The sequence below is a fragment of the Microbacterium sp. K27 genome, from assembly GCF_004794435.1.
GTDB classification, from domain to species: Bacteria; Actinomycetota; Actinomycetes; order Actinomycetales; family Microbacteriaceae; genus Microbacterium; species Microbacterium maritypicum_A.
In genome coordinates this window covers 97,524-123,882 of sequence record NZ_SSDK01000038.1, presented here as the reverse complement: position 1 = coordinate 123,882, position 26,359 = coordinate 97,524, and the positions used below count along the sequence as shown (strand labels likewise).

The following is a 26,359-nucleotide window of genomic DNA, read 5'->3' as shown; positions in this document are numbered from 1 at the left end:
GTGGGGGCGCGGGGGCGCGAGGGCGTGGGGGCGCGGGGGCGTGGGCGCGGGGTGCGTGCGAAAACCCAGACGAACTGCTCCGGCTCGGGCGCGCCTCGCCACAACACGCCGCAGGCGACGCGAGTGGTCTCCGTTTTCGCCTCGGCGCTCTGGGCACGCCTGCTCGACAGGCGCGAGATTTGCTATAGCATCGACCCCATGACTCGTCGCGCACTGATCACGGGGGCCAGTTCCGGTATCGGGACGGCCGCCGCCCTCGAACTCGCCCGCGAGGGTGCCGCCCTCTGGATCACGTATGCCGGACGCGAGGCGGAGGCCCTCCGCGTCGCCGACGAATGCCGTGCGGCTGGGGCGCCCGAGGTGCACGTGTCGCGCCTCGACCTGCGCGAGCGCGAGTCGATCGACGCGCTGGTCGGTGAGATCACGGACGCGTGGGGATCGCTCCACGTGCTCGTCAACAATGGCGGCGTCTGCCCGTACACCCCGTATGACGACATCGAGTTCGATGAGTGGGACATGGTCCTCGAGACCAACGCTCGCGGTACCTTCTTCCTGACTCGCGGCGCTCTCCCGCTGCTCCGGGCCGCCGAGGGCGACCGCTCGGTGATCAACATCGCCTCGATCGCCGGCCAGGTCGGCGCGCTGCAGACCGGCATCCACTACGCCGCGAGCAAAGGCGCGATCCTCGCGATCACCCGCAGCTTCGCGCGGCACCTCGCGTCCGAGGGCATCCGCGTCAACGCCGTCACCCCCGGACCGGTCGCGAGCGCGATCACCGACCAGCTGCAGGGCGCGGGGCGCGAGAAGCTCGAAGCCGGCATCCCGCTCGGCGCGTTCGGACAGCCGGAAGACGTCGCCTGGATCATCGCATCACTCGCGTCGGAGCGCGCCCGGTTCATCACCGGCGCCACCTACGACGTCAACGGAGGAGTTCGCATTGACTGACCGCACCGACCGCACCGTACTCGACCGCACCGCACTCGACACCGTCCAGGCGCAGCTCGACGCGTTCAACGCACACGACCTCGACGCGTTCGTCGCGACCTATGCCGAGGATGCCGTGATCACCGGCGTCGCGCCCGAGCCCGTGGCCGGATCGGCCGCGATCCGCGCGTTCTACGAGCCTCGGCTGCAGAACCCCGAACTGTCGTGCGTCATCGAGACCAGCGTGCTGTTCGGCACCCGGTGGGTCGTCGCGCAGGAGCAGGTCATCAACGCGGGCATCGCCACCGAGACCATCGCGACGTTCGACGTCGTCGACGGGCTGATCGCTCGGGCGTCGATGCTCAAGGCCTGAGGCGCGGCAGCCTCCCGGGAGGAAATCTCCCTGTGGGGAGGAGACTCCCTGCTGAAGGGTCCTCCCGACGGGGAGTCTTCCTCCCCACGCGGTGCGGCTCACTCGATTCGCCTACCCGGCGAGCGAGACCACGTCCATGCCGATGAGCTGAATCTTGTGCATTTCGACCGCGCTCATCTTCGGCACGTCTCGGAAGTGCGGTCGCTCGTCAGCTGCGAAGAAGGGGCGGAAGGGGCCGTTCAGCAGCAGCACGAGCAGGTGAGCGTGATACCAGCAAAGCGCCTGCCGAACTGATGCCTTCTGCGCCCAGGAATGCACGAGGAGCCACGTGACGAAGGCGATGGGGAACATCACCCAGAGCGCGCACCCTCGCACGAGGATGAGCAGCAACAGCCCGATGCCCTTGAGGAAGCGCATTCGAATCCTCCGTCAGCGAGTGCTGACGGCGCCGATCACGATCAGCGCAGTCCCGAAGACCGCGAACCCGCACGCGACGACCACCACTACCGCGCTCATCTTCGGGAGCCGACGCGCGATCTCCTCTTCGGAAAGCTGGTCTTCGCGGTAGACCTTGTCGAATCGCCCACGGACGAAGCGCAGCACCCGCGCGCGCGAGACGAGCAACACGGCACCGACGAGCACGACGGCAACACCGACGGCAAGGTTCGCAAGGGAAAAGGCACTCATCGTCGGCTACTCCCGCGCGAAGATTCCGACGAGAACGGCGACCACGCCGATGAGGGTGAGGCCCACGCCGCAGAAACCTATCCACCAGGGGCTCGACCGTTTCCCCACCTCGCGCCCCGCCGCGCCCCCGAACGCGCGATTCGTATCCGCGATGACCCGGAAGACCTTGGCTCGATGACGGACGAGCAACGGCCCGCATCCGACTGCGACCAGTCCGATTGCGATCGCGATGTAGTTCTCGAAGGTCATTTCTTCCTTGCGGGGAGGGGGTGCCGGATAGCGATCACACTACAGCCGGCGTCGAGAGCGAACCGTTGGCCTCTCGGGAGGAGAACTCGCCGTCGGGAGGAGATTCCACGCTGAAGAGTCCTCCCGACAGGGAGTTCTCCTCCCCACGCGGTGCGGCTCACTCGTGCTCGGGCAGGATCGGCGACGACCAGCCGGGATCGCGGCCGAGCTGCGCCGCCCGCGACACCGAAGTCGAACCGTAGCGGTCGCGCAGGGTGTCGAGCACGGTGTCGAGGCGGGCTTCATCGCCCCAGTCGATCGGCAGTTCGGGCTGCACGCGATCGGCGCGGTCGAGCTGCGACAGCGAGATGCCGATCAAGGTGATGCCGCGGTCGGTGATCTCGCTCTGCGCCGCGGCGAGCAGCGTGCGTGCGAGGGTGAGCAGCACGGCGGTGCGGTCGGTAGGAGCGCGGAGTGAGCGGGAGCGGGTGGCCTTCGAGAAGTCGCCGAAGCGCAGACGCAGCACGACGGTGCGGCAGACACGGTCGCCATCGCGGAGTCGGCGACCGAGCCGGTCGACGATCTGGGTGAGGATGAGGTCGAGTTCCTCGGGCGAGCGAGGACGGGTGCCGAGAGCACGCTGCGAGCCGATCGACCCGCGGCGGCGGGTGGTGTCGACCGGCCGCGGATCCCGTAGACGAGCGAGCGCGTGCAGGTGCGCCCCCGTCGCCTTGCCCAGCATCCGCTCGGCGGTCGCGGCCTCGAGCTCGGCGAGCTCACCGACGGTGCGGATGCCGTAGCGGTGCAGCTTCTCGGCGGTCACCGCCCCCACACCCCACAGGCGCTCCACCGGGAGGGGAAGCAGGAACTCCTCCTCGCGTTCGGGCTCGACGACCAGCAGACCGTCGGGCTTGCTCACGGCGCTGGCGACCTTGGCGAGGAACTTCGTGCGTGCGACCCCGACCGAGATGGCGAGCCCCGCTTCCGCCCGCACGCGTTCACGCAGCCGTGCCGCGATCTGCTCGGGGCTGCCGGCGATCCGCCTCAGACCCCCGACTTCGAGGAACGCCTCGTCGATCGACAGCCCCTCCACGAGCGGGGTGGTATCGCGGAAGATCGCGAACACGTCCTTGCTGGCGGCGGAGTACGCCTCCATGCGCGGCGGAACGACCACGGCATCGGGGCAGAGCTCCCGCGCCTGTCGGCCACCCATCGCGGTGCGGACGCCGCGGGCCTTCGCCTCGTAGCTCGCGGCCAACACGACCCCGCCGCCCACGATGACGGGTCGCCCGCGCAACTCCGGTGCATCACGCTGCTCGACCGACGCGTAGAACGCATCGAGGTCGGCGTGCAGCACCGTCGCTTCCCCACGCATCCCGTTCTCCTGTCGACGTGCGGATCGTCGCACGGACCGGGGACACCGGGATGGGTGGTGACTTCGCCCTCTCGCCCGGGATGTTGCGGTGTCGGTGCTCGCGGATATCGTCGGCGCGTGCCGGAACCGGTGATGCAGTGGTGGGCGCGACGGCAGTTCTCCCGCGGTCGCGCTGTCCCGTATGAGGTGGGCACCTACCGTGCCGGGTGGGCGGCATATCCGGAGCTGATCCGGCAGTACCACCCCGAGCTGAACCACGGCATCGCGCTGTCGCAGATCCCGCTCGCGGCCGACGTGCTCCTGTGCTGGGAGTGCGCGGTCGGGCACCGGTTCGCGGCGACCCCGACCGAGCAGCGCGAGCGTCCTGGACAGGTCCGGCGCCGCTCCGCATGGTGCCCCGAGTGCTCTGCGCTCGCCCGTCCGCAGCCGGTCGTGCTCGGCGAAGCCCGCGCCCTCCCCCGTAAACCCCGTCGCCCAGCCCCCGCGCTCTGCACGAAGACGCCCGACCTTCCCGCAGGCTCCGCGTTCGTCAGCGAGTGCGCCCCGAAGCCCGCATCCGCGACCGAGGGCCGCCTGCGAACGGAGCTCGGGGCGGTAATCGCCTTCGACCCGTCCGTGAACGCCGTGAAAGTGTCGCGCCCGTTCTTCCGCCACACCGAGGTCTGGCCCGACATCGTGTTTCCGGAGCTGCGGGTCGCACTCGAATACGACACCGTCGGTCGCCACGGACTCGAGCACGTCGGCAAGCGGCAAGATGCCGATCTGCGCAAAGACCGCGCCCTCCGTGCCGCGGGCTGGGAGGTCATCCGCATCCGCACCGGGAAGCTCGAACCCCTCGGTCCGCACGACCTGTCGCTGTCGTCGGTGAGCGCGAAGAGCATCGCCCGGATCATCGACGAGCTGCGGGCCATCCGCGGGGCGCTGTTCGTGGACGCGTACCTGCGGTGACGAGGGTCACGGTCGCGTCGGGGGCACACCCCAACGGGAGGAAGACCCGGTGTCGGGAGGAGAATCCTGCGCAGATCTTCCGCCCGAGGCAGAGTTCTCCGCCCGTGCCGAGCACCGGAGATGCCTGCTCGCGTGTCCCTGCACCTATCGAGGTGCCTCAGGCGTCGAAGCGCTCCCGCAACCCCGGGTCGAGCGCGATATCCCCGAAGGATGCCGTCCACGCCCCGTCGACCGCGATGGACTGACCCGACAGGTACGGAGCCTCATCCGACAGCAGGAACGCCGTGATGGACGCCACCTCTTCGGCGCGGGCGATGCGCCCCATCGGCGGCCCCTCCGCGAGCGCACGCTCTTCGGCCTCGGGGTCGGCCGCGCGCGCGATCTGGGCTTCGAGGTGCGGGGTGCGCACGCCACCAGGAGCGACGGTGTTGGCGCGGATACCGAGGGCCCCGTACGACACGGCCACGCTGCGGGTGAGGGCGTCGATGCCTCCCTTGGTGAACTCGTAGGCCGCGTGGTCTGTGAAGGACGCGCGGCCGTGGATCGAGCCGATGTTCACGATCGCGCCCGGTACACCCTGGTCGACGAAGGCCGAGACGGCGGTCGAGCAGCCCCAGATGTAGCCGAAACCGTTGATGTCGAGCACCTCGCGCACGGTGTCTTCATCGAGCTCGTGCAGCGGTGTGCGCTTGGTGATGCCGGCGTTGTTCACCCAGCCGGCGAGGGGCGCTCGGGCGCGGGCGGCAGCGGCGGCTCGCTCGTGCGCCACGCGATCGGCGGCGTCGCCGAGCACGACCTCGACCACGATGCCGTCTTCGACCGTGCCGGATCCCGGCGAGCGCTCGAGCCCGACCACGATCCACCCGTCGGCGGTGAGACGTTCGGCGATGGCGCGACCGATGCCCTTTCCGCTGCCGGTCACGACCACGCTGCGCTGCACGGCGTTGCGGTCCACAGAGCTGCGGTCCACAGAGCTGCGGGGGGCGTCTGTCATCTCAGTCCCTCTCGAATCGGAAGACGGTGGGGTCGAGCACGAAGCCGAGGCCCGCCGCGCCCGTCGGCCGCACCCTGCCGTCGAACGACGGACCGCCGAGGATGAACGATGGCGCGGGATCGTACGGGTTGACTCCCCGGGCGAACGTCTCCACACCGATGCCCAGGTGCGCGGTGACCTCAGGATAGACATGCCCCGACACGGGCACACCGCGCGAGGCAGCCCACGCGATCATCTCGCGGGCAGGGGTCACGCCGCCGATCGCGACGACGTCGAGTCGCAGCACGTCGACACCGCCGACATCGACCAGCGCCTTCAGCACAGCGGGGTCGGTGACCTCGTCGCCCACGGAGACCGGGAGTCCCGACTCCCGGCGGATGCGCGCGACCCCCTCGGCGTCTTCGGGAAGCAGGGGGTCTTCCAGCCACGCGAGGCGCGGGTCGCCCCACTGCGCGATCTCGGCCAGCGCGGTGTCGGCGTCCGGCCAGCCGAAGCCCACGTCCACGACCAGACCGGTCGCATCGGGAAGCTCGGCGTTCAGCAGGGCGAGCAGTTCACGCATATATGCCGGATCCGGAATGCGGGAGATCTTCACGTTCGTCCAGCCCTCCGCCTGCGCGAGAACCTCATCGGCCACCTCGCGGGAAGTCCGCTCGGCAGACGGGTACGCGGCGACGAGCATCGACTCCCGCGGGGCGTCACCCGTGCCGAGCAGCGTCCACAGCGGCACGCCCGCACGACGCGCGGCGATGTCCCACAGCGCGATGTCGACGAGCCCGATCGCGCGCCGCACCAGGCCCACCCGTCCGACGATCGCGCTGCCGCGCAGCATCCGCTCCCAGGTCGCCGCGGGGTCGTCGGCATCCGCACCCATCGCGTGCACGGCGACGAGGCGGTCGACGATCTCGGCCATCGGCGCCTCCCGCGAGAGGCAATAGGCCACCCCGGTCGTGCCGTCGTCAGCCGTCGCCTGCACAGCGCTGTACTCGCGGCGGGTCACCGTCATCGCCCCCAGGTGCAACGGTGCCGGGAGCGGCAGCACGGCCGTGGCCGTGTCGATGCGGGCGATCACGCTCATTCGGGCTTCTTCGCCAGCGGCACGCCGTAGTCGACCATGAAGCCGCCGTCGACGTAGAGGGTCTGTCCGTTCATGTAGCGCGACTCGTCGGAGACGAGGAAGCTGACCGCCGCGGCGATCTCGCTCGCCTCGGCCAGGCGCTTCGCGGGGATGCGCGACAGGATCGTGTCGAGGCTGAGGGTGCCCGCCTCGACACCCTGACGGAAGACGCCGGTGTCGACGTAGCCGGGCGCGACCGCGTTGACCCGCACCCCGCGCGACGCCCACTCGGCACCCGCGGTCGAGGTCAGTCCGATCACCGCGGCCTTGGTCGTGGCATAGGGCGCACGACCGGCCGAGCCGCGCGACGAGATGGAGGAGATGTTGACGATGCGCCCATCGCCGCGCTCCAGCATCCGCTTCCCTGCCGCCTGCAGCGCCGAGAACACCCCGTGCAGGTTGACGTCGACCACGGCCGACCATTCGTCCCAACTGAGGTCTTCGATGCCGCGATGGCGCTGGATGCCGGCGTTGTTGACGAGCACCTCGATCGGCCCGAGCTCGGCTTCGATCTCTCCGAACACACGGTCGACGCCGGCATGATCGGTGACATCGAGCTCGCGCCACAGGATGCCGGCGGGGTTGTCGTCGGCGGTGAGGCCCGGCACCCGATCGGCGGCGACGACGAGGTAGCCGTCTGCGGCGAGGCGCTGGCCGATCTCCCATCCGATCCCGGCGGATCCTCCGGTGACGACGGCGACGGAGCCGGCAGGGGTGGGGGCGGTCATTGCTCTCCTCAGGTTCGAGTTTTGCTATAGCAAGTGTATCGGGGGCGCCGTCAGTGGTCGAGCAGCGCCGCCACGACCGCCACCGCTTGCGTCTCGAGCAGGTCGAGCGCGCCCGGCGCCAGGGGCGTCTGCCACGCCTGATACGCCCCGCGGTCGTAGGCATCGCGCGTCGGCAGGTACACGAACCCCGGGCCGTTCGTGAGGTTCATCACCACGATCGGCGTCGCGGGGAACCGCGCGCGCAGCGTGGTCTGCAGCCGCGAGTACGCCTCACCCGGATGCCCCACGATCACGGCATCGCCGAGCCTCCAGGCCCAGACAGGGTGCTGCACGGTCGGACCGTCGATGTATCCGTCACGCAGATTGCGCGCGCGACCGAGACGCTCCTCCCGCGAGCGCGGGTCGATGTCCTTCCACTCCTCGGCGAGCGCGTCGAGCGTCGGCAGGTCGCGCAGCGGAAGCTCGACGCTCGTGACCGAACCCGCCGCATCCTCCCCGCCGTCCGCCGTCCGGCCCGTCCAGATCGCGAGCGGTGCACCGGACTCGACGATGCCGTCGAGCGTCAGCTCTTCTCCGGGAACGGGAAGCGCGTCCAACGCCGCGAGCACCGCGTGCCCGAGCGAGCGTCCGTGTCGATCGGCGACCGCGACGTCGCCGGTGTACTGCTCGCGCGGAGCCAACTCTCCCGATGCCCCCTGCACGAACAGGCAGGGCGCCCCAGTGGCCGACTCGATGACCTCGCGCATCGCCCCGACGTAGTCCGGCGACACCTCACGGCTCTGCCAGGCGAGCGTGGTCGGGTGGCACGCGTAGTTCACGAGCGTGCCGTGCACCGCGCCGTCGACGCTGAGGCGTCCGATCGTCACGGTGTCGTCGGCCGTGGCCGCGGGGTTGTAGCCCACCAGCGCGCGGCCATCGACGTCGAGTTCGCGGTCCGCGGCCAGCGTGCACCGCCCGGTCGTCCACTCGATCAGCCCGGGGACCGCACCGTCGAGCACCTCGCGCCCGGCGGCGACCCCTGCGGCAGCGAGCGCCTCGAGATACCCCGGGATCAGCTCTCCACCCGGCAGATGCGCATCCGCGGCACAGAGCACGGCGCCCGCGTGGGTGTGCGAGAGCGAGAGCATCAGCTGATCGGGGTCGAGCCCGAGAGCGTCGAGAATCGTTCCGCGCACACCCTGCTCATCGGCGACGCGACGCCACCAGGTGCCGTCCACCGCGAGCAGCACGCGCGGGCGGTCGTCGGCGGCGATCACGGCGAGCGCGGTCAGCTCGAACGGACGATGCGCCCCCTCGGACCGCTCCCAGTCGGCGGGGCCCCAGTTTTTGGCACGGATACCGACCGGCGGTGTGATGTCGCGTCGGGCGATACCGATGCGCGCCCGCGTGCGGGGGATGCGGATGCGGGCGCCGAGGCGTGTGGCCGGTGCCGTGTCGTTCAAACCTGGTCCTCCATGTTCTCCATGATGCCGCCGCTCAGGCGATCGTCAGCACGTCGGCGATCAGCACACGTGCTCCAGCCTCGGGAAGAGTCACCTCGACGCCGCGCTCGACGCCGTCGCTGTAGAGCAGCGTTGAGGGTGCGGCGAAGCCATCGGCCAGCCGCATCCGTCCTCCCACGAACTGACTCCCGGTGATGCGAGCGTGGTTGACCCCCACGCCGATGTCGAGGTGGGCAGCGCCCTTCGGCACGGTCGATGTCACGCCACCCATCCGCCAGGTCACGACGCCGGCACCGGCGGCCCTGCTCAGCAGCGCGCCGTCGGTGCGCTCGGTCGACAGCTCGACCCCCTCGACAGCGATGGCCTGGTCCCGCACCGCGGTCACGGTGAGCAGCACATCGCGCACCGTGCCGCCCCGGATGGTCACCCTCGACGCACCGAGCTCTGCCGGGGCACCCGTTGCCGGACCACTCAGCCGGCAATCGACGAATTCGACGGCTCCGGCGCCTCGTGCCTTCATCCCGTCGATTCCGGTGATCGTGCATCGCACGAAGCTGACGGGCACCGAGACCGGCGTCTGGATCAGCACCTGATCCTTCGGGAGGGCGAAGGTGCAGTCCTCGATCACCGTCGGCCGCGATGATCGCGCCGATCGCTGGCCGATCGCCAGCAGCCCGGCGGTGCAGCCGCGCAGCTGAGCCCCGTCGGCGTTGATCGTCATGGTCGCCTGCGGATCGAACGTCGATCGTCCGATCACCCGGACGTTCTCGAGCGTCAGGTCGCTGATCTTCGTGCCGGCGACGAACCACGAGCAGACGTGGTCGCGCACCGTGATGCGCTTCGCGGCGGTGCCCCATTGCGCCCCGGAGTTGGCGATGTCCATCAGCCCCGAGTTGCCGATGAAGGTGAGATCGTGCTCGTACTGCCCGTGCGTGGTGAAGGGGTTCCCGCCCTGATCGTCGCCGTCTCCGTGGCAGTTCTCGACGATGCAGTAGGCGCTGGCCGTCAGATCGTTCAGGTGCCGCGCGTTCGACGACGTGCAGTCGCTCACGCGACCGTACAGGCTGTAGATCTGCTGCGTCAGGTAGCCCGCACCGCCGTAGAAGACCGTGGGCGGGTTCTCGACCGAGCAGCGTTCGGTCGTGAAGTGGGTGTTCCATCTGCGCATGATGACGGGCCACCAGGTGCGGCTGGCGTGCACGTCGGCGACATCGCAGTGGATCGCGTACTCGAAGGCGATCGGGTGCGATCCGGTGAGCTCGCGAGAGTCCGGGAAGGAGCCGTCCGTCGGTCCGTCGAAGGGCCCGGCCCCGAGGAACCGCATGTTCGAGATGCGCACCCCCGCGACCGGATCCACCTGCCGCCAGACGAGCTTTCGCCCCTTGTCGAGCGGCCAGCCGTTGAGGTAGTCGATCCGGATGTGGGTGCCGTCGATCTGCTGCGTCACCTGGACGAATCGCTGAAGCTCGCGCTCATCGGCCCCACCGCCGGCGACCGGATCGCACTGCACCGCCCACCAGGTGTCGACGGCGAACGTGGACGCATCGGGCACGGCGACCGCATCGGTCAGCTCCGGCCAGGCTTCCGCCAAAGTGTGCTCGACGGTGACGTCTCTGGATGCCCCGGTGAAGAACATCACCGCACCGAACGGGTTGTCGTGGGTGTTCGCCTCGATACCCTCCGTCGTGATCACATGACCGCCGAAGTCGATCTCGAGGTGGGAACGGGTGAAGCGGTGTCGCCGCTGGAAGAGCAGATCGGTGCTCGCCTCGATCCGCCGGACGCGGAGGTCGTTCACCAGGGCGTCGAGCGCGTCATCGGCCGCCGTCTCGGGCCCGGTGATGCCGAAGACCCGGAAGTCGACCGTGCCGTCATGCTGCAGCAGCCACGTGGTGCCGCGCTTTCCGGCAATCACCGTGCCGCCGTTGGCCGCGACGTCGGCCCCACCGCAGCCTACGTAGACGAGCAGCCCGGAGTCGCCGGGGGTCCGGTAGCCGGCGACGATGGCCACCTCGCCGTCGCGTGCCCGCAACCGGGACAGCTCGGAGACCGTCTCCGCGCGGAGGATGTCCTTCGCACCGGCCGCGACGGGAGCGGCCTGAGCGGTCGTCGCACCGGCGAGAGAGCCGGCAGCGCCGAGGGCGACCGCACCGAGTCCGGTCATGAGGGCGCGGCGACCCGTCGATCGCACACTCGCATCCAGTTCGGCGCGGGACATCACCGCACCCCGGACGTGGCGTCCGCTTTCAACTGCACCTCGGCCGGAACCGTGAAGTCCGCCCGTCGACTCAGCACGAACGCGATGCTCGCGCCGAGCAGGGTGAGCCCGGCGATGAGGAGCAGACCCCAGATCGCCGATCCGGTGGTCTCGCTGATCCAGCCGATCGCATACGGACCGGCGAAACCGGCCAGGTTGCCGACCGAGTTGATGAAGGCCAGCCCGGCAGCAGCCGCCGTGCCCGTGAGCACCATGGGCGGCAGGCTCCAGAACAGCGGTGTCGTCGAGAACAGGGCCGACATGCCGACGCACAGGGCGGCGAGCGCGAGGATCGGCGTGCCCTGGGCCGCGACCGCCGCGATGAGCGAGAGCGCGGTGATCGTGAGCGTGATGCCGATCTGCAGGGGGATGTTGCCCTGCTTCCTGGCTGCGCGCTCCCAGGGGAGCATCACGAGCGCGGCGCACAGGTTCGGCAGGGCGACGAGCCATCCGGTGGTGGAGTTGGAGAAGTCGCCCATGCTCTTCACGATCGTCGGCAGCCACATGCCCAGCCCGTACGCGCCGAACACGACGCCGAAGAAGAGCACGATCAGGGTCCACAGACGCCCGTTGCTGAACACCTCGCGCAGGCGCAGCCGCCCGTGCTTCTGCTCGGTGGCCGCGGTCTCGGCGGCCAGGGTGTCGTTGATCCACCGCTGCTCGGTCGGGTCCAGCCAGCGGGCGTCCTGCGGGCGGTCGGGCAGCCAGAAGAAGACGACGAAGGCGAGGATCACCGCGGGGATGCCCTGCAGCAGGAAGACCAGCTGCCAGCCGTCGAGGCCCCACATCCCGTGCAGTTCGAGCATCCAGCCCGACAGCGGTGCCGCGACCGCGTTCGCGATCGGGTTCGACAAGACGAACACCGCGAGCACCTGCGTGCGGTACTGCCGCGGGAACCAGAGCGTGAGGTACAGGAGCACTCCGGGGAAGAAGCCGGCTTCGGCGATGCCCAGCACGAAGCGTGCGATGGCGAACTGGGTCGCATCCTGCACGAAGGCCGTCAGAGCGGCGACCAGACCCCAGGAGACCATGATGCGCGCGATCCACTTGCGCGCACCGAAGCGCTCGAGCAGGAGATTGCTCGGCACTTCGAACAGCAGGTACCCGATGAAGAAAATGCCGGCGGCGAATCCGAAGGCCGCTTCGGTGATCTGCAGCGCCGCCGTCATCTCCAGCTTGGCGAAGCCCGCGTTGTTGCGGTCCATGTAGGCGACGAGATACAGCAGCCCGAGGAACGGGCCGAGGCGCCAGATCGCCTTCTTCATGGCGGAGGCCCCGACCTCCTCTGACGTGCGCGTATCGGGGGCGATTCCGTTCCCGGACATGACAACTCCTTCGTCATCGATGGACTGGCTTGCTATAGCATCTAGCAAAACCGGCGCCGTGTCCACTCATCCAGAAAATGCCATAGCATCGAGCGAACGAATGCGCGCCCGCTCGACGAGACGGAACCGCGGATCGAGAAGGGCACCGAATGCGCAGCGTCTCGGATCAGAACATCGCCGAACAGGTCGCAGACGAGCTGCGTGCTGCCATCCATTCCGGAGAACTCGCCCCCGGTGAGCGCCTCGTCGAACGCAAGCTCGCCGACCGGCTGGGCGTCAGCCACATCCCGGTACGCGAGGCACTGACCCGTCTCGCCGAGGAGCGCCTCATCACCCGGGAGCCCCGCCGCGGCGCCCGCGTCGCCCAGCTGAGCGCACAAGACTTCCAGGAGATCTCGAGCCTGCGGATCGTGCTCGAGCAGTTCATGGCGATCCGCGTGCAGGAGCGGTGGAACGAGGAATCCGCCGCCCGACTCGGTGCCATCATCCAGGCGATGGCGGATGCGGCACCCGGCGACATCGACGAGGTGCTGCGCCAGGACCGCCTGTTCCACGAGACGCTCGCCGACCTCGCCGAGCACCGCTTCCTCGACGAGTTGAGCGGCCAGCTGCGCGGACGCATCACCGGTTTCCTGCATGCCGCCAACGCCGCCCTCGACCCTGCCGAGCAGGAAGAGCATGTGCGCAGCCACCAACAGATCGTCGATGCCATCGCGAGCGGTGACCCGGAGCAGGCGCAGGCCGTGATCGCCGCGCACGTGACCAGGGCGGTCGAGCGCATCACCCCGTCGACCGACGCGGACACCCCGTGACCGCGCGCACGATCGTCCTCACCGGAGCCTCCGACGGGATCGGCGCGGCGGCCGCCCGCCAGCTCGCGTCGTCCCCGCATCGGCTCATCCTGGTGGGACGTTCGGAGGAGAAGACCCGTGCGGTCGCTGCGGAGACGGGTGCTGCGTGGTTCACCGCCGACTTCGCACGCCTCGATGACGTGCGGGCGCTCGCCACGAAGATCGCGGAGGCCGTCGGCGACGGCGGCATCCACGTGCTGGCGAACAACGCCGGTGGCATCTTCGGCGATCAGACCCCCACGGTCGACGGCTTCGAGAAGACCATGCAGGTCAACCACCTGGCGCCGTTCCTGCTCACGAACCTGCTGCGGCCTCAGCTGTTGAAGGCCGAGGGCGCGGTCATCAACACCTCCAGCATCGCGCACCGCCTGTTCGGCCACCTCGACGTGGACGACCTCGACAATCACCGCCGCTTCAGCGCGAACAAGGCCTACGGCGACGCGAAGCTCGCGAACGTGCTGTTCGCCAAGAGCCTGCACACGAAGTTCCACGCCGACGGGCTGAGTGCGGTCGCGTTCCACCCCGGCACCGTGCAGACGAACTTCGCTTCGGACTCGTCGAGCATCATGCGCCTGCTCTACCGCACACCGCTCAAGCACCTCATGCTCATCGGTGCCGACAAGGGGGGCGCGACCCTGCGCTGGTTCATCGAGGGCACCCCCGATGAGACATGGTTCTCCGGCGCCTACTACGACGAGCGTCAGCTGACCGCGAAGGTCAATCCGCAGGTGGATGACGCGGCCCTGGCCGAGGCGCTCTGGCAGCGCAGCGCCGAGCTCGTCGGCATCCCCTCCACCTAGTCCCGCCTCCTCCCGCCGCCTCGCTCCGGCACCTCTCCCGCCGCCTCCCCCGCAGGTGAGATTCGCCCTTCTCGCGCCCGGTCCACCGAATCGCCCATATACTTGCCACGGAAAGTAAGTCAGTGCTCGTGGAAAGGATTCGCCGTGGACCTGCATCGACTCTTCGATGATGTGATCCGCTTCGAGATGGAGATCTGGGAGGCGGTCGACCGACGTCTCCGCGCCGAGCATTCCCTGCCGCTGAGCTGGTTCGAGCCCATGCGGGCCATCGCCCGGATCGAGAACTGCCGGGCTTCCGACATCGCGACCGAGCTCTCGATCACCGAGGGCGGCACCAGCAAGCTGGTCGCTCGCATCGAAGCAGCGGGCTATTGCGAGCGCACACCGAACCCCGACGACCGGCGGGCCTCGTTCATCACGCTCACGCCGGCGGGCGAGGACATGTTGACGATCGCGACCCAGACCTTCGGCAGAGAACTGGAGCCGTGGTTCCAGAGCGTCTCCGCCGACGACCTTCAGCACTTCGCCACCACTCTCGCCACCCTTCGGGTGCGCAAGCCCATACCGACGACAGGAGTCACCCCATGACCGAGATGATGCGCGCGATCGTGCTCGACGCACCCGGCCCCGTTGAGGCCCTCACCATCCGCGAGCTGCCGATCCCGACACCGAGTGAGGGCTGGGTGCTGATCCAGGTGAAGGCGTTCGGCTTGAACCGCTCCGAACTCCACACCCGACTCGGCCTGGCGGAGGGCGTCACCTTTCCCCGCGTGCTCGGCATCGAGGCGACCGGAGTCGTCGTCGAGGCGCCCGGGGGCGAATTCACCCCCGGCCAGCAGGTCGTGGCGGTGATGGGCGGGATGGGACGCGCGTACGACGGCGGATACGCGGAGTACACCTGCGTTCCCACGACCCAGGTGATCGCTTTCGAGAGCGACCTCGACTGGGGCACCCTCGGCGCCCTGCCCGAGATGCTGCAGACCTCGTACGGATCGCTCACCGTGGGGCTCGACGCTCAGCCGGGCCAGTCGATCCTGATCCGCGGCGGCACCTCGTCGATCGGGATGGCGACCGCGGTGCTCGCGAAGCAGCGCGGGATGACGGTCTTCTCGACCACACGCAACCCCCGCAAGGCCGAGGCGCTCACCCGCATCGGCGTCGACCACGTGCTCATCGACGACGGCGACGTGCAGGCGCAGGTCAGAGCGATCCTGCCCGAGGGCGTCGACACGGCTCTCGAGCTGGTCGGCACGCCGACCCTGCCGGACACCCTCCGCTCGACGCGCGTGCACGGCGTGGTCTGCTTCACCGGGATGCTCTCGAACGAGTGGACCGTGAAGGACTTCTACCCCATCGAGTACATCCCCCGCGGCGTGCGCCTCAGCGCGTACGGCGGAGGCGCGGCCGACCTGCCGCCGGCTGTGCTCCAGGGCTTCCTCGATGCGGTCGCGGCCGGCGAGGCCACCGTGCCGATCGACCGCGTCTATGCCTTCGACCAGATCGCCGAGGCGCACACCGCGATGGAACAGGGCACCGCCGTCGGCAAGCTGGTCGTCGTCACCGGCCTCTGACCCGACACCCCCACACCCCACACCCCGCCGAGTGCACGGGATGCTGCCGAGTGCACGGCTTCTTCACGTCGAGAAGCCGTGCACTCGGCAGCATCCCGTGCGCTCGGCGGCATCCGCTGCACTCGCGCCAGGAAGCGCGCCCGGCTCAGACCCTGAGGTTCGCCGTGTCGACGACGCGCGGGCCCTCGGCGGGGAAGGCCGTGCGCGTGACGCCCGACTCGACGTTGCCGGTGTGCACCAACGTGGACGAGGCGCCGAACGCGGCATCCGCCAGCTCCAGCGCCCCGCCCTCGAAGCGGTTGCCGACCGCGCGGTAGTGAGTCGCGCCCTTCGTGACCGCGACGTGCGTCGCCGCCCCCTCCGCGCGGAAGGTGCTGTCGGAGAGCGTCAGATGCAGCTCGCCGTCGCCGGTCCGGGAGACGCCGGTGCCGCCCTTGACCGCCACGTCCGATCCCGCGATCTCCACGGCCTGCCGCTCTCCTCTGGCCGCGGCGATACGGGCGTTGCGGAGTGTCGATCCCTCGAACCGCAGACGCTCCGACGACGAGGCGATCGGCGCGGCATCGTCAGCCGCCGTGAGCGTCGATCCCCGGAACGTGACCGCTCCGGCTCCCGCGATCTTCATGCCGCCGACCCGGTCGAGCACCGTGTCGACGAACGTGACGGGTGTCTTCACCGTGGCGTTGGTGAGTTCTCCCGGCGCGACGAACGTGAAGTGCGAGTCGGCGATCACCGTCGGCCGTGCGGAATTGTCGGACGCCTGCGTGATCACGAGGGTGTCGGATGCCGTGCACCCGCGCAGCTGCGCGCCGTCGGCGTTGATCCACAGCATGCCGGAGCCGGCGAGCGAGGGCTTGCCGATCACCTGCACGTCTTCGAGCGTGAGGTCGGTGATGCGCACACGGGCGACGAACCACGAGCACACGTGCTTGCGCACCGTGATGCGCTTGGCCGCCGAGCCCCAGGCCGCACCGGAGTTCGCGAACGTCATGAGACCGGAATTGCCGGTGTACGTGAGGTCGTGCTCGTACTGCCCGTGGGTGACGAACGGACCCTGGTCGTCACCGTCGCCGTGGCAGTTCTCGACCAGGCAGTAGGCGCTCGCGGTGAAGTCGTTCAGGTGCCGGGCGTTCGCGGTGTGGCAGTTGGCGACGTATCCGTAGAGGCAGTAGATCTGCTGCGTCAGGTAGCCGGCCCCTCCCCAGGTGACCGAGGTCGGGTTCTTGAGCGTGCAGCTCACGGTCGAATAGTAGGTGTTCCACCGGCGCTGGATGAGCGGCCAGAAGGTCCCCGTGCCGTCGATGTGGTCGACGTCGCAGCGCACCGCGTACTCGAACGCCAGCGGGTGCGATCCCGTGTACTCGTCGGTACCGGTGCCGAGGAACTTCAGGTTCGACACCGTCACGTCCTGCACCGGCACGACCCGGCGCCAGGTCATCGTGCGGTCCTTGCCCAGCGGCCAGCCGTTCTTGTAGTTGATGCGGATGTGCGTGCCGTCCACGATCTGCGTGACCTGCACCATGCGCTGCAGCTCGCGCTCCCAACGACCCGACAGCGCGTTCACCTCTGCCGCGTACCACTCGCCGACAGCGAAGAACGACGAATCGGCGACCGGGAAGATGTCGCCGAGATCCGGCACCACCTCGCCGAGCTTCGCCTCCTGCACCGCATCGGTCACCTCGCCGCGGAAGAACATGACCGCCGCGAACGGATCGTCTTTGCCGGCGTTCTCGATGCCGACCGTGGTCATGAGGTGTCCCCCGAAGTCGAAGGCGATGTTCGACCGTGAGAACGTGTGGCGGCGCACGAAGTTGAGGGGGCTGTGCCCCTCGATGCGGTGGATGCTCGCGTCGTTCACCATGGCGTCGAGGGCGTCGTCGGCGTTCACGCTCGCATCCATGATCCCGAACATCCGGAAGTCCACGACCCCGCCGTGCACGAGCAGCCACGCTCCGCCCTTCGGGGCCGCCAGCACGGTGCCGCCGTTGGCCGCCGGAGCGTCCTTCTTCACGAAGCGGTACAGCCCGGCACCCCCGTCGCCGGCTGCGGCGTAACCGGTCGTGCGGACCAGATCACCGTCCTTGCCCTTGCGCTTCACGAGCGTGGTCGCCGTGCCGCCGTTCGCCACCGACGACGATCCCGAATCTCCCTGCGTCACGATCGGGCCGGCAGCCTGCGCCGGAGTCTGCGCGCTGACGGCCGCCACGCCTCCGATCGCCGCCGCACCGAAGCCGGCGAGCAGCATGCGCCTGCTGCGCAGGGTCGCGGTCGGGCTCTCGAGAGCGGCCGTCTCCTTCTGGGTCGTGCTCATCTTCTGGGTCATGCTCATCCTCCTTGCGGCGTCATCGCCGCGGTCAGGCGTCCGGTCCTTCGGCCGGGCCGCATCATCCGATCGATCCCCCGTCCCCAGCGCTTCTCCGAGCGAGGCGCTCAGAAGTAGTCGCCCGCCGTGAAATGGCGGATGCCGTCGAGCCGCGGCGCACGCCGCAGCGCACGGATCATCCCGGTGCGGTCGTCCTGCCGCACAGCCTCGGGCGCAAAGGCGCGGAGCGCGCGATCCTCCTCCGGCAGGGCGGGAACGGCGAGCTCGCACGATGTCACCCCGGCGGAGTGCCAGTCGACGGCGATGGCGGAGAGCAGCTCATCGCGCACCTCGTCGCCGTCCATTCCCGGGAGCACAGCGCTCTCCAGGAGCGTGCCGATCCCGCCGCGACGCTCGGCGACCGCGTAGCCGAGCACCGTCGACCCCTCGGTCCGGCAGTACAGCGTCGCACCCCGCATCCGCACCTCCGCCATCGCCCTGTCGCGGTCACCACGCACCGGGGCGAGCACGACCCTGCCCGCACGTGAGCACTCGTAGACCTCGCACAGCGGGCGGAAGCTCCCGAGTCCGACGGTCGCGCGCTCGACTCGCGCATCGGTCCCGGCCGACACGGGTGCCGTCCAGGAGCCGGCCAGAGTGCGCGCCATGGAGAAGGTGTCGAAGCCGCTGGACCGATACACCTCCGGGGTGCCGGTGAACAGCAATGCCCAGTCGGCGTCGCCGCCCGTCTGCAGGGTCGCCGCCACGAGTCGACGGGCGAGGCCCTGTCCTCGCGCCCGCTCGGCCACCGCGACGCTGCCGATCGCGTGCACCTCGGCGACGCCATCGGACTCGCGCAGCTGCTTGGGCAGACCGTAGATCGAACCGCACAGGCCGTCATCGTCCTCGGCGACGAGTGTGTGCGCGAGCCGCTCCTGATCGATGAGCCACTGGTCGGGGGCGAGCGGCGGCGTGAACGCCTGCGCCCACAGCGCGGTGAGCGCGGTCTGATCCTCGGCCCGAGCCGCACGGATGATCGGTGCACTCATGCGTCGCTCCGGGCGATCTCGGCCGCGCGGATCGTGTTCGCCACGACCACCCGCGACTCGCCCCAGGGAGCCACGGTCGCCCCGCGCGGTGCCGCATCGAGCAACGCGTGGATCAGGTCACGGAACCCCAGCGTCTCGTTCGGCCCCTCACCCTGATCGCCCCCCGCGTCCTGATCGCCGTCCACGTCGAGCGAGACCGAACGGATGCCGGCGGCCGTCACCACCTCCGCTCCGTACGCATCCGCGCCCGGCGTCCCCGTGACGAGCACCTGCACCGGCACTTCGCGCTCCGCGCCGGGAACCCGCAGCAGACCCTCGATGCCCGCAGCATCCTCCGACGCGCTCGTCGATCCGGGGCGCGTGCGCGTCCAGCCGGACCCCGAGACGAGAGCCGCCCCGGGCAGCAGCACATCGACCATCTCCCAGGCGTGCACCCCGACCGTCACGGCCGTACCGCCACCGCGCCGCGGGTCGTCCTGCCACGCCCGGTCCGGCAGTTGGAAGGCGGCATTGTCGTGCTGTGCGTGCACGCGGAGCGCGAGCACATCCTCGCCCCCGATCTGCCCGGCCAGCGCGACGAGCGCCGGAGCGAAGCGCAGGACGGAGCTCGTGCCGACGGGGGCCGACGATGCCGTCAGCACGCGGTCGATCTCGGCGAGTCGAGCCCCGGTGGGGGCGATCACCTTGTTCACGAACACCGGAGCGTCTCGGCTGCCGAGCAGGTGCAGAAAGCCCCGGACATCGTGCGGGCGCGGTGTCGCGATGACCAGGTCGGGACGCAGCGCCGTCAGCAGATCGACCGAGGCCACCACCGCGCCACCGAAACGCAGGGCGAACTCCTCGGCCGCCCCCGCATCCGCATCGTGCACCCCGACGACTTCGGCACCGAGCGCGCGAACGTTCGCCGCGTCGCTGTAGGGGTGCGAGTGCGCGAGTCCGGCGAAGGCCACACGCAGCGGCGTGCCGGTCATGCCATCGACGACAGCTGGTCGCGGGAGACGGCGTGCGCGAGGGGACGCCCCGCGGCGAAGGCCTCGACCTCGTCGGCGACGATCCGCCCCTGACGCCGTCGCCCCTGGGTCGTCCCGGCGGCGCGGTGCGGGGTGACCAGCACTCCGGGAAGCGCGCGGAACGGGCTGTCCGCGGCGAGCGGCTCCTCGTCGAACACGTCGATCGCGGCGCCCAGCCGTCCCCGCTGCAGCTCGTCGATCAGCGCCGCCTCATCGACGATCCAGGAGCGCGCGGTGTTCACGAGCCCCGCGCCGTGGGGCATCAGCGCGAGTTCCCGCCGACCGATCAGGTGGTGGGTCTCGGGCAGGGTGGGGGCGTGCACCGCGACGATCCGGGCACGCTGGAGTGCCTCGTCGAGCGGGACGAGTGCGGCTCCGAGAGCGGTGGCCGCCTCCGCATCGATGGTCGGGTCGACCAGCAGCGGCTCGGCGCCGAGCACCCGGATCAGTTCGAGGTAGGCCCGCCCGGTGCGGGACGCCCCGATCACCGCGATGGGGGTGCCGAGGATCTCGCGCTGCACGCCCACGGCATCCGCGTCGTACCAGCCGTCGCCGGCGCGCAGGGCGTTGTGCATCTCGGGCACCCGGTGCAGCAGGGCGAGCGTGAAGGTGAGCGACACCTCGGCGACCGGCCGCGCCATGCCCGCACCCGCCTGGGTCACGACGACACCGCGGTCGAACAGCTCATCGGTCGCGAAGGGCTTGATCGTCGCACCGGTGTGTGCGATCAGCTCGAGCTTCGGCAGCGCCGCGAGCACTGCCGCGTCGAAGGGGCCGACGCCCCAGCTCGTGATCACGACGCGTGCGGCGCCGAGCTCTGCCTCTGCGAGTCGATCGACCCGTGCGAACCCGCCGCCCAGACCCGCGGCGACCGCACGGAGGCGTTCGGCATCCGCGTCGGAGAAGAACTCCGTGAAGAGCTCCTCCGAGACGACCGCGACCACGGTCGGCGCACTCATGCCCACGCTCATCTCGACACTCACCGCAACACTCACCTCAACCAGGTCTCGAGGTTCTCGGCGATGAAGGCGTCGTCGTTCAGATCGGGATACGCGAGACGCACCCGCGCGATCTCCTCCGCCTGCCCCGGCGAGAGACCCTCGGCGGGGTCGAGGCACCAGGTGCCATCGAGCAGCCCCTGCTGGCGGAGCATCTCATGCACGCCGGCGATGACGCCGTGGAAATCGTTGCCCGGATCGAACACCGCCTGGTTCACGTCGACCATGTCGGAGGCGATGAGGCCCAGCTCGCGGTAGGCGTCCTCGTCTCCCCCCATCGCCCGCTGTGCGCGTTCGAGCAGCGAGACGGCGGCACGTGTGCCCACGGCCCACTGGCCGAGCAGCCCACCGACGAACCGCAGGGTGCGCGGACCGGTCGGCGAATCCACGTGGAACTCGGAGAGCAGGTCGGCCACGATCGCGTCGTCGTTGCCGGTGTAGAGAGCGATCTCGTCGGCACGGCCGGAGGCGGCGACCCCGCGCACCAGCTCCAGCGTGCGGTAGCGGTCGAAGGGAGCGGCCTTGACGGCGACGACGGCCGGGATCGAGGCGAACTCGCGCCAGAAGTCGCGATCGAGCACAGGTCCACCGATCGCCGTCTGCAGGTAGAAGCCGACCACCGGCAGCACCTCGCCCACCGCGCGGGCGCGTTCGAGCAGAGCCCGCTCGTCGGCACCGGCGACGCGAGGGCTCACGAGCACGGCGTCGTAGCCCAGGTCGCGGGCGAGCTCCGCTTCGGCGACCGCCTGGGTCGTGCCACCGGCGACACCGGCGATGCGCACCACGTCGGCATCCGCGCGGGCATCCAGCTCCTCCGCGGCGAGCGCGAGGACCGGTTCGAACAGGGCGTGCTCCGGATCGCGGATCTCGAACTGGGTCGTGTGCACCCCGACCGCGATGCCTCCGGCCCCGGCGTCGAGGTAGTAGCGGGTGAGCGCGCGCTGACGGCGTTCGTCGATGCGTCGCTCGGCGGTGAGGGCGAGCGGATGCGCCGGGATCACGGCGCCACGGGCGAGGGTCGCCGCGGCCTCCGGGCGCAGAGGGGGAACGGTCATCAGAACTTCCCGTCCCGCACGGCCCACTTGGTCGGCTTGGCGATCATCGGCAGCTCCTTCTCGATCCAGTCGGCCTGGAGGCCGATCAGGGTCTCGGCGGAGACCGCCGGGTATCCGAACAGCGCCATGCACCGGCGGGCGTCGCTGAGCAGCGCAGTGGGCTGCGGCTCGTCGACGATCTCGACCTCGCGGTCGAACAGGGTGCCGAAGCGACGGGCGATCGATTCCACGCTCAGCAGCTCCGGGCCGGTGAGGTTGATCGTGAAGGGGTCGGTCGAGGCGTGCACGAGGCTGCGCAGCACGACCTCGTTCGCGTAACCCTGCCAGATCACGTTGACGTTGGCGGTGGCGACCGACACGGGCTGTCCCGCATGCACGGCGCTGCCGATGTCGGCGAGCACGCCGTAGCGCAGGTCGACGGCGTAGTTCAGGCGGATGATCGCGACCCTGGTGCCGCGCTCCTGCGCCCCGAACTCGAAGACGCGCTCACGTCCCAGGCACGACTGCGCATACTCGCCGATGGGTGCGGGCTGCACCTCTTCAGACGCTCCACCCGAAGCCGCAGGAAGGAACGGGTAGACGTTGCCGGTCGAGAGCACCGAGATCGCGCTGTCGCGGTAGCGGCGGGCGACGCGGTCGGGCAGCGCGGCGTTGACTTCCCACGCCCACGACGCGTTGGTCGCGGCGCCGAACTTCGCACCGACCATGAACACCACGTTCGGGGCATCCGGGAGGGATGCGAAGTCGTCGTTCTCGATCAGGTCGAACGGGACGACCTTCACCCCGGCGCTCTCCAGGCGCTCGCGGATCGCGGCGTCTCCGAAGCGGGAGACGGCGTAGACCGTGTCGCCCTGGCGTCCGGCGGCATCCATCCCGCGGCGCGCGAGCATCGCCAGGGTCGGACCCATCTTGCCGCCGGCGCCGAGGATCACGAGGTCGCCCGCACCGCGTGCGAGATCGGCGATCAGCGCGGCGCTCGGTGTCGCGAGCGCCTCCTCGAGTTCCGCCTCGGAAGTGAACTGGTGCTGAGTCATGTGGTGCTTTCCCTTCTTCTCAGCCCTTGATGCCCGTACCGGCCACGCCCTCCTGCACGTACCGCTGAGCGATGAGGTACGCGAGGAAGATGGGCAGCAGTGCCACGACGGATCCGGCGAGCATGGTGCTCAGCGGCACGTTCTGCTGCTGCAGCGACGAGATGCCGACGGTGAGTGTGAACATCGCGTTGGACTTCGCGATGATGAGCGGCCACAGGAAGTCGTTCCAGTGCCACAGGAAGACGAAGATGCCGAGCGTCGCCAGGATCGGCTTGCACAGCGGCAGCACGATCCGCAGGAAGATGCGGAACTCCCCGGCGCCGTCGATGCGTGCGGCCTCGAACAGCTCGTCCGGCAGCCCCTGGATGAACTGCCGCATCAGGAACACGGCCTGTGCGTTCGCGAGCGACGGCAGGATCAGGCCCCAGTACGTGTCGACGCCACCGAGGTTCGCCATCAGGATGAACGTCGGGATGAGGGTGACATGGAACGGCACCATCACCATCGCGAGGAACGACCAGAACATCACCTCCTTGCCGCGGAAGCGCTTCTTGGCGAACGCGTAGCCGGCGAGCGCCGAGAGGAAAAGCACCGCGACGACCGAGACGAGCGAGTAGATGAGGGTGTTGCCGAGCCAGCCGAGGATGTTCTGCCCGGCGAGCACCTGCTCGTAGGCGTCGAACGAGATGTCCTGGAAAGGCAGCAGGGAACCCGGGAGCTCGACGACCATGCCGGGCTTCAGGCTCAGCACGACCATCGCGTAGAAGGGGAAGAAGCTGAGGATGCCGGCCAGGCTCAGCCAGATCCATCGCCCCACGATCCCCCAGCCGGTGGGCTGCAGCGCGCGGTAGGCGCGGCGCTGCTTCGTCGACGTCTTCGGCGGCGTCGCCGGGGTCTGGGTCGGCGGCTGCAACAGAGCGGTCATTTCTGCTTTCCGATCACCAGGCGCTGGATGAGCGCGACGACGAGGGTCATGACGAACAGGGCCACACCGATCGCGGCCGCGTAGCCGTAGTCGAAGTAGCGGAAGCCCTGGTCGTAGAGCATGTAGACGAGCGAGTAGCTGGCGTTCGCCGGCCCGCCCTGGGTCATCACGTAGATGACGTCGAACACCTGGAACGCGGCGGTCGTCTCGATCACCGCCAGGAAGAAGAACGTCGGCCGCAGCACCGGGAGGATCACGTAGCGGAAGCGCTGCCAGGCGTTGGCGCCGTCCATCAGCGCCGCCTCTTCGAGCTCGCGCGGCACGTCCTGCAGCGCGGCGATGAGGATCATCATCCCGTAGCCGAATCGCGACCAGACGCCGACGACGACGATCGCGGGGATCACCAGGACGGTGCTGCCGAGCCAGGATCCGCCGAGACCGAGGGGCGCCATCAGCGCCGACCAGGGTCCGTTCGCGGAGAAGATCCAGACGAAGATCGACCCGGCCAGCACGAGCGAGGTGATGACGGGGAGGAAGAAGATCGAGCGGAAGAAGCGTGCGCCGCGGAAGGCCTGACGCACGCCGAGGGCCATCACGGTCGAGAGCACCAGCGCGATCGGCACGGCGCACACCGTGTAGATGAGCGTGGTGCCCATCGCCCGCCAGAACAGCGGGTCGGCGATCATGCGCTGGAAGTGGTCGAGACCCCGCCACGAGATCTCACCGGTGATGTCGTAGTCGAAGAAGCTCAGCGCGACTCCGGCGATGCTCGGGCCGAAGCGGAAGGCGATGAACAGGAGGAAGGCGGGGAGCACGAACAGGAACGCGATCCGCGCCTCTCGTCGTGCGAGCACCCGCGTGACCCGCCCTGCGGGCTTCTTCGCCGTGGTTGCCGTCGTCATCAGTGGTACCTCACGTGGGGGGAGTGAAGGGGTGCGGGGGCGTGCGGGGTTCGGGCTCCGCACGCCCCCGAGGTGTTACTTCTTGACCAGCGGCGCCGCGGCGGTCGCGGCATCCTTCAATGCGTCCTCCGGCGACTTGTCGCCGAGGAGCGCTGCCTGGATCTCCGGGGCGAGCACGCCCATCAGCGCACGGGACGAGGCGTTGAGCTCGCCGACCGTGGTGTCGGGAACATACTTCTCGACCTCGCCGAGCAGCGGGTCGTCCGCGTACAGCGGCTCGGTGGTGCTGAGTGCGGAGAAGTAGCCGGCGGCCTTGAGGTACGGCTCGACGACGTCGGCGCCGGTGGCGTACTCGACGAACTTCGCCGCCGCGTCCTGCGCCTTGGAGCCCTTGAGCACCGAGAGCGATCCGACCGTGCCGTAGGCCACGGACTCCTTCTCGGTCAGCGGCGCCATGACCTTGACGTTCTCCTCGCCCCAGAAGGGCACGACCTCGTTGACCGCGTTGTTCCACGTGCACGCGACCTTGCCCTGGGCGACGGCGGTCTGCTCGAGCGGGACGTTGGTGGTGAGCGCCTCGGGGTCGAGAGCACCCGCCTCGGCCAGGTCGGTGAGGAAGGTGAGCGCCTGCACGCCTTCCTTGCTGTCGAAGCCGACGTCGCCGTCCTTCGTGTAGACCTCGCCACCGGCCTGCCACAGCAGCGGGTAGTAGGTGAGGTTGAGGGTGTTCTCCGCGGATGCCGGGTAGTTCAGGGCGTACATGCCCTTCTCGGTGAACCGGGGGGCCATCGCGGTGACGTCGTCCCAGGTCTCGGGGTACTCGGTGACGCCCGCGGCCTCGAACGCGGCGGCGTTGCAGATGAGCGGCTGCGCGCTGGTGAGGATCGGGGCTCCGAGGATGTCGCCGTCGAGCGTGACCGACTTCTTCACGTTGGGCAGCAGGTCGTCCTGACGCTCCGCGCTCAGCAGGTCGTTGAGCGGGGCGATCGACTTCTGGTACGCCGCGAGCTGATCGGGGATCAGGTAGACCACGTCGGGCCCCTTGCCTGCCGCGATCGCGGTCTGGAGAGCCTCGTCGCGGTTCGCCCACGGGAAGATCTCGTACTTCACGTTGATGTTCTCGTTCTGCTTCTCGAAGTCGGCGATCGTCGAGTCCCAGAAGTCCTTGTGCACCGCCTCGTCGGCGATGACCGGGTAGAGCCAGACGGTGATGTCCTGCTCTCCCTCTGCGGTGTTGCCTCCGCCGGCCGAACATCCGGCCAACAGGGTGGAGGCCGCGATTCCCGCGACGACGCCGGTGATCTTGCTGACGCGCATGGTGCTCCTTTGCTTATACCGTGCTGAGTACGGTTCATTATGACACTGCAATGGGATAATTCGTCAAGTACAAGTTCTCAGAGCCATGTTTCCGCCGTGTTTCCCGTTCGAGAACATCAAAGCTTGATCTGAGAATTGGGTGTGCTA

General features: G+C 69.4%; 26 protein-coding genes. 7 read left to right on the top strand and 19 right to left on the bottom strand.

Translation table 11 applies throughout. The features are described 5' to 3' along the window. The first annotated feature begins 198 nt into the window (after positions 1-198). Both DW307_RS09790 and DW307_RS09785 read left to right on the top strand, forming a co-directional pair. The gene (locus DW307_RS09790; protein WP_021200239.1) at positions 199-945 is read left to right on the top strand and encodes an SDR family NAD(P)-dependent oxidoreductase; all 747 of its coding nucleotides are present in this window, start codon (positions 199-201) and stop codon (positions 943-945) included. Further along, positions 938-1,297 carry a nuclear transport factor 2 family protein gene (locus DW307_RS09785; RefSeq protein ID WP_136024616.1) on the top strand — a complete coding sequence of 120 codons (360 nt, stop codon included), beginning with the start codon at positions 938-940 and terminating at the stop codon, positions 1,295-1,297. Before DW307_RS09790 ends, DW307_RS09785 begins: the two co-directional genes overlap by 8 nt. Before the next feature lie 111 nt (positions 1,298-1,408). On the opposite strand, the gene DW307_RS09780 is transcribed toward DW307_RS09785, so the two are convergent. The 4 genes from DW307_RS09780 to dinB form a co-directional block, all read right to left on the bottom strand. Further along, positions 1,409-1,714, bottom strand: coding sequence for a hypothetical protein (locus DW307_RS09780; protein WP_136024615.1), 306 nt, complete (start codon positions 1,712-1,714; stop codon positions 1,409-1,411). A 12-nt stretch (positions 1,715-1,726) separates the two neighbouring features. Further along, the gene (locus DW307_RS09775; protein WP_029258228.1) at positions 1,727-1,984 is read right to left on the bottom strand and encodes a hypothetical protein; all 258 of its coding nucleotides are present in this window, start codon (positions 1,982-1,984) and stop codon (positions 1,727-1,729) included. Positions 1,985-1,990: 6 nt separating this feature from the next. Beyond that, a complete protein-coding gene (locus DW307_RS09770) occupies positions 1,991-2,233 on the bottom strand; it encodes a hypothetical protein (RefSeq protein ID WP_029258229.1) in 243 nt (80 codons plus the stop codon). Between the two features lie 157 nt (positions 2,234-2,390). Further along, positions 2,391-3,587 carry a DNA polymerase IV gene (gene dinB / locus DW307_RS09765; protein WP_136024614.1) on the bottom strand — a complete coding sequence of 399 codons (1,197 nt, stop codon included), beginning with the start codon at positions 3,585-3,587 and terminating at the stop codon, positions 2,391-2,393. Positions 3,588-3,719: 132 nt separating this feature from the next. On the opposite strand from dinB, the gene DW307_RS09760 reads away from it, so the two are divergent. Continuing rightward, on the top strand, positions 3,720-4,535 hold the full coding sequence (locus tag DW307_RS09760) for a zinc-ribbon domain-containing protein (RefSeq protein ID WP_205810453.1): 816 nt from the start codon (positions 3,720-3,722) through the stop codon (positions 4,533-4,535). Positions 4,536-4,692: 157 nt separating this feature from the next. Here DW307_RS09760 and DW307_RS09755 read toward each other — a convergent pair whose 3' ends face one another. Genes DW307_RS09755 through DW307_RS09730 form a run of 6 tightly spaced genes read right to left on the bottom strand, consistent with a single transcriptional unit; the run spans position 4,693 to position 12,398 of the window. Then, a complete protein-coding gene (locus tag DW307_RS09755) occupies positions 4,693-5,529 on the bottom strand; it encodes an SDR family NAD(P)-dependent oxidoreductase (RefSeq protein ID WP_136024612.1) in 837 nt (278 codons plus the stop codon). A gap of 1 nt (position 5,530) precedes the next feature. After that, positions 5,531-6,607, bottom strand: a complete 1,077-nt coding sequence (locus tag DW307_RS09750) for an enolase C-terminal domain-like protein (RefSeq protein ID WP_136024611.1) — start codon at positions 6,605-6,607, stop codon at positions 5,531-5,533. Further along, complete coding sequence (locus DW307_RS09745) at positions 6,604-7,374, bottom strand: SDR family NAD(P)-dependent oxidoreductase (RefSeq protein ID WP_029258880.1); 771 nt, start codon at positions 7,372-7,374, stop codon at positions 6,604-6,606. Before DW307_RS09745 ends, DW307_RS09750 begins: the two co-directional genes overlap by 4 nt. Positions 7,375-7,424: 50 nt before the next feature. After that, positions 7,425-8,816: a hypothetical protein gene (locus DW307_RS09740; RefSeq protein WP_136024610.1), complete on the bottom strand. Its 1,392-nt coding sequence runs from the start codon at positions 8,814-8,816 to the stop codon at positions 7,425-7,427. Between the two features lie 34 nt (positions 8,817-8,850). Further along, entirely contained in the window at positions 8,851-11,034 is a 2,184-nt protein-coding gene (locus DW307_RS09735; RefSeq protein ID WP_136024609.1) for a peptidase C14, read from the bottom strand. Then, positions 11,034-12,398, bottom strand: a complete 1,365-nt coding sequence (locus DW307_RS09730) for an MFS transporter (RefSeq protein ID WP_021200230.1) — start codon at positions 12,396-12,398, stop codon at positions 11,034-11,036. The genes DW307_RS09735 and DW307_RS09730 overlap by 1 nt, the downstream gene beginning before the upstream one ends. Before the next feature lie 149 nt (positions 12,399-12,547). On the opposite strand from DW307_RS09730, the gene DW307_RS09725 reads away from it, so the two are divergent. The 4 genes from DW307_RS09725 to DW307_RS09710 all read left to right on the top strand — a co-directional run bounded on the left by DW307_RS09725 (position 12,548) and on the right by DW307_RS09710 (position 15,620). After that, complete coding sequence (locus DW307_RS09725; protein WP_136024608.1) at positions 12,548-13,210, top strand: GntR family transcriptional regulator; 663 nt, start codon at positions 12,548-12,550, stop codon at positions 13,208-13,210. Beyond that, the gene (locus tag DW307_RS09720; RefSeq protein WP_136024607.1) at positions 13,207-14,049 is read left to right on the top strand and encodes an SDR family NAD(P)-dependent oxidoreductase; all 843 of its coding nucleotides are present in this window, start codon (positions 13,207-13,209) and stop codon (positions 14,047-14,049) included. Before DW307_RS09725 ends, DW307_RS09720 begins: the two co-directional genes overlap by 4 nt. Positions 14,050-14,193: 144 nt before the next feature. Further along, positions 14,194-14,637 carry a MarR family winged helix-turn-helix transcriptional regulator gene (locus tag DW307_RS09715; protein WP_021200227.1) on the top strand — a complete coding sequence of 148 codons (444 nt, stop codon included), beginning with the start codon at positions 14,194-14,196 and terminating at the stop codon, positions 14,635-14,637. After that, on the top strand, positions 14,634-15,620 hold the full coding sequence (locus DW307_RS09710; protein WP_172889118.1) for a zinc-binding alcohol dehydrogenase family protein: 987 nt from the start codon (positions 14,634-14,636) through the stop codon (positions 15,618-15,620). The genes DW307_RS09715 and DW307_RS09710 overlap by 4 nt, the downstream gene beginning before the upstream one ends. Positions 15,621-15,765: 145 nt before the next feature. Here the strand turns inward: DW307_RS09710 and DW307_RS09705 are convergent, their stop codons facing one another. The 9 genes from DW307_RS09705 to DW307_RS09665 all read right to left on the bottom strand — a co-directional run bounded on the left by DW307_RS09705 (position 15,766) and on the right by DW307_RS09665 (position 26,212). After that, positions 15,766-17,943 carry a peptidase C14 gene (locus tag DW307_RS09705; protein WP_136024606.1) on the bottom strand — a complete coding sequence of 726 codons (2,178 nt, stop codon included), beginning with the start codon at positions 17,941-17,943 and terminating at the stop codon, positions 15,766-15,768. A 107-nt stretch (positions 17,944-18,050) separates the two neighbouring features. Further along, positions 18,051-18,971: a GNAT family N-acetyltransferase gene (locus tag DW307_RS09700; RefSeq protein ID WP_021200224.1), complete on the bottom strand. Its 921-nt coding sequence runs from the start codon at positions 18,969-18,971 to the stop codon at positions 18,051-18,053. Continuing rightward, complete coding sequence (locus DW307_RS09695; protein WP_136024605.1) at positions 18,968-19,942, bottom strand: hypothetical protein; 975 nt, start codon at positions 19,940-19,942, stop codon at positions 18,968-18,970. Before DW307_RS09695 ends, DW307_RS09700 begins: the two co-directional genes overlap by 4 nt. Next, positions 19,939-20,940 (bottom strand): hydroxyacid dehydrogenase, encoded by a 1,002-nt coding sequence (locus DW307_RS09690; RefSeq protein WP_240750598.1) that lies wholly within the window; start codon positions 20,938-20,940, stop codon positions 19,939-19,941. The genes DW307_RS09695 and DW307_RS09690 overlap by 4 nt, the downstream gene beginning before the upstream one ends. A 32-nt stretch (positions 20,941-20,972) precedes the next feature. Further along, positions 20,973-22,034, bottom strand: a complete 1,062-nt coding sequence (locus DW307_RS09685) for a dihydrodipicolinate synthase family protein (protein WP_051667878.1) — start codon at positions 22,032-22,034, stop codon at positions 20,973-20,975. Next, entirely contained in the window at positions 22,034-23,068 is a 1,035-nt protein-coding gene (locus DW307_RS09680; RefSeq protein WP_021200220.1) for an NAD-dependent epimerase/dehydratase family protein, read from the bottom strand. Before DW307_RS09680 ends, DW307_RS09685 begins: the two co-directional genes overlap by 1 nt. A gap of 19 nt (positions 23,069-23,087) precedes the next feature. Next, positions 23,088-23,993, bottom strand: a complete 906-nt coding sequence (locus DW307_RS09675) for a carbohydrate ABC transporter permease (protein ID WP_021200219.1) — start codon at positions 23,991-23,993, stop codon at positions 23,088-23,090. Next, the gene (locus DW307_RS09670) at positions 23,990-24,895 is read right to left on the bottom strand and encodes a carbohydrate ABC transporter permease (protein ID WP_136024604.1); all 906 of its coding nucleotides are present in this window, start codon (positions 24,893-24,895) and stop codon (positions 23,990-23,992) included. The genes DW307_RS09675 and DW307_RS09670 overlap by 4 nt, the downstream gene beginning before the upstream one ends. A gap of 75 nt (positions 24,896-24,970) precedes the next feature. Continuing rightward, positions 24,971-26,212, bottom strand: coding sequence for an ABC transporter substrate-binding protein (locus DW307_RS09665; RefSeq protein WP_136024603.1), 1,242 nt, complete (start codon positions 26,210-26,212; stop codon positions 24,971-24,973). Positions 26,213-26,359: the final 147 nt, after the last annotated feature.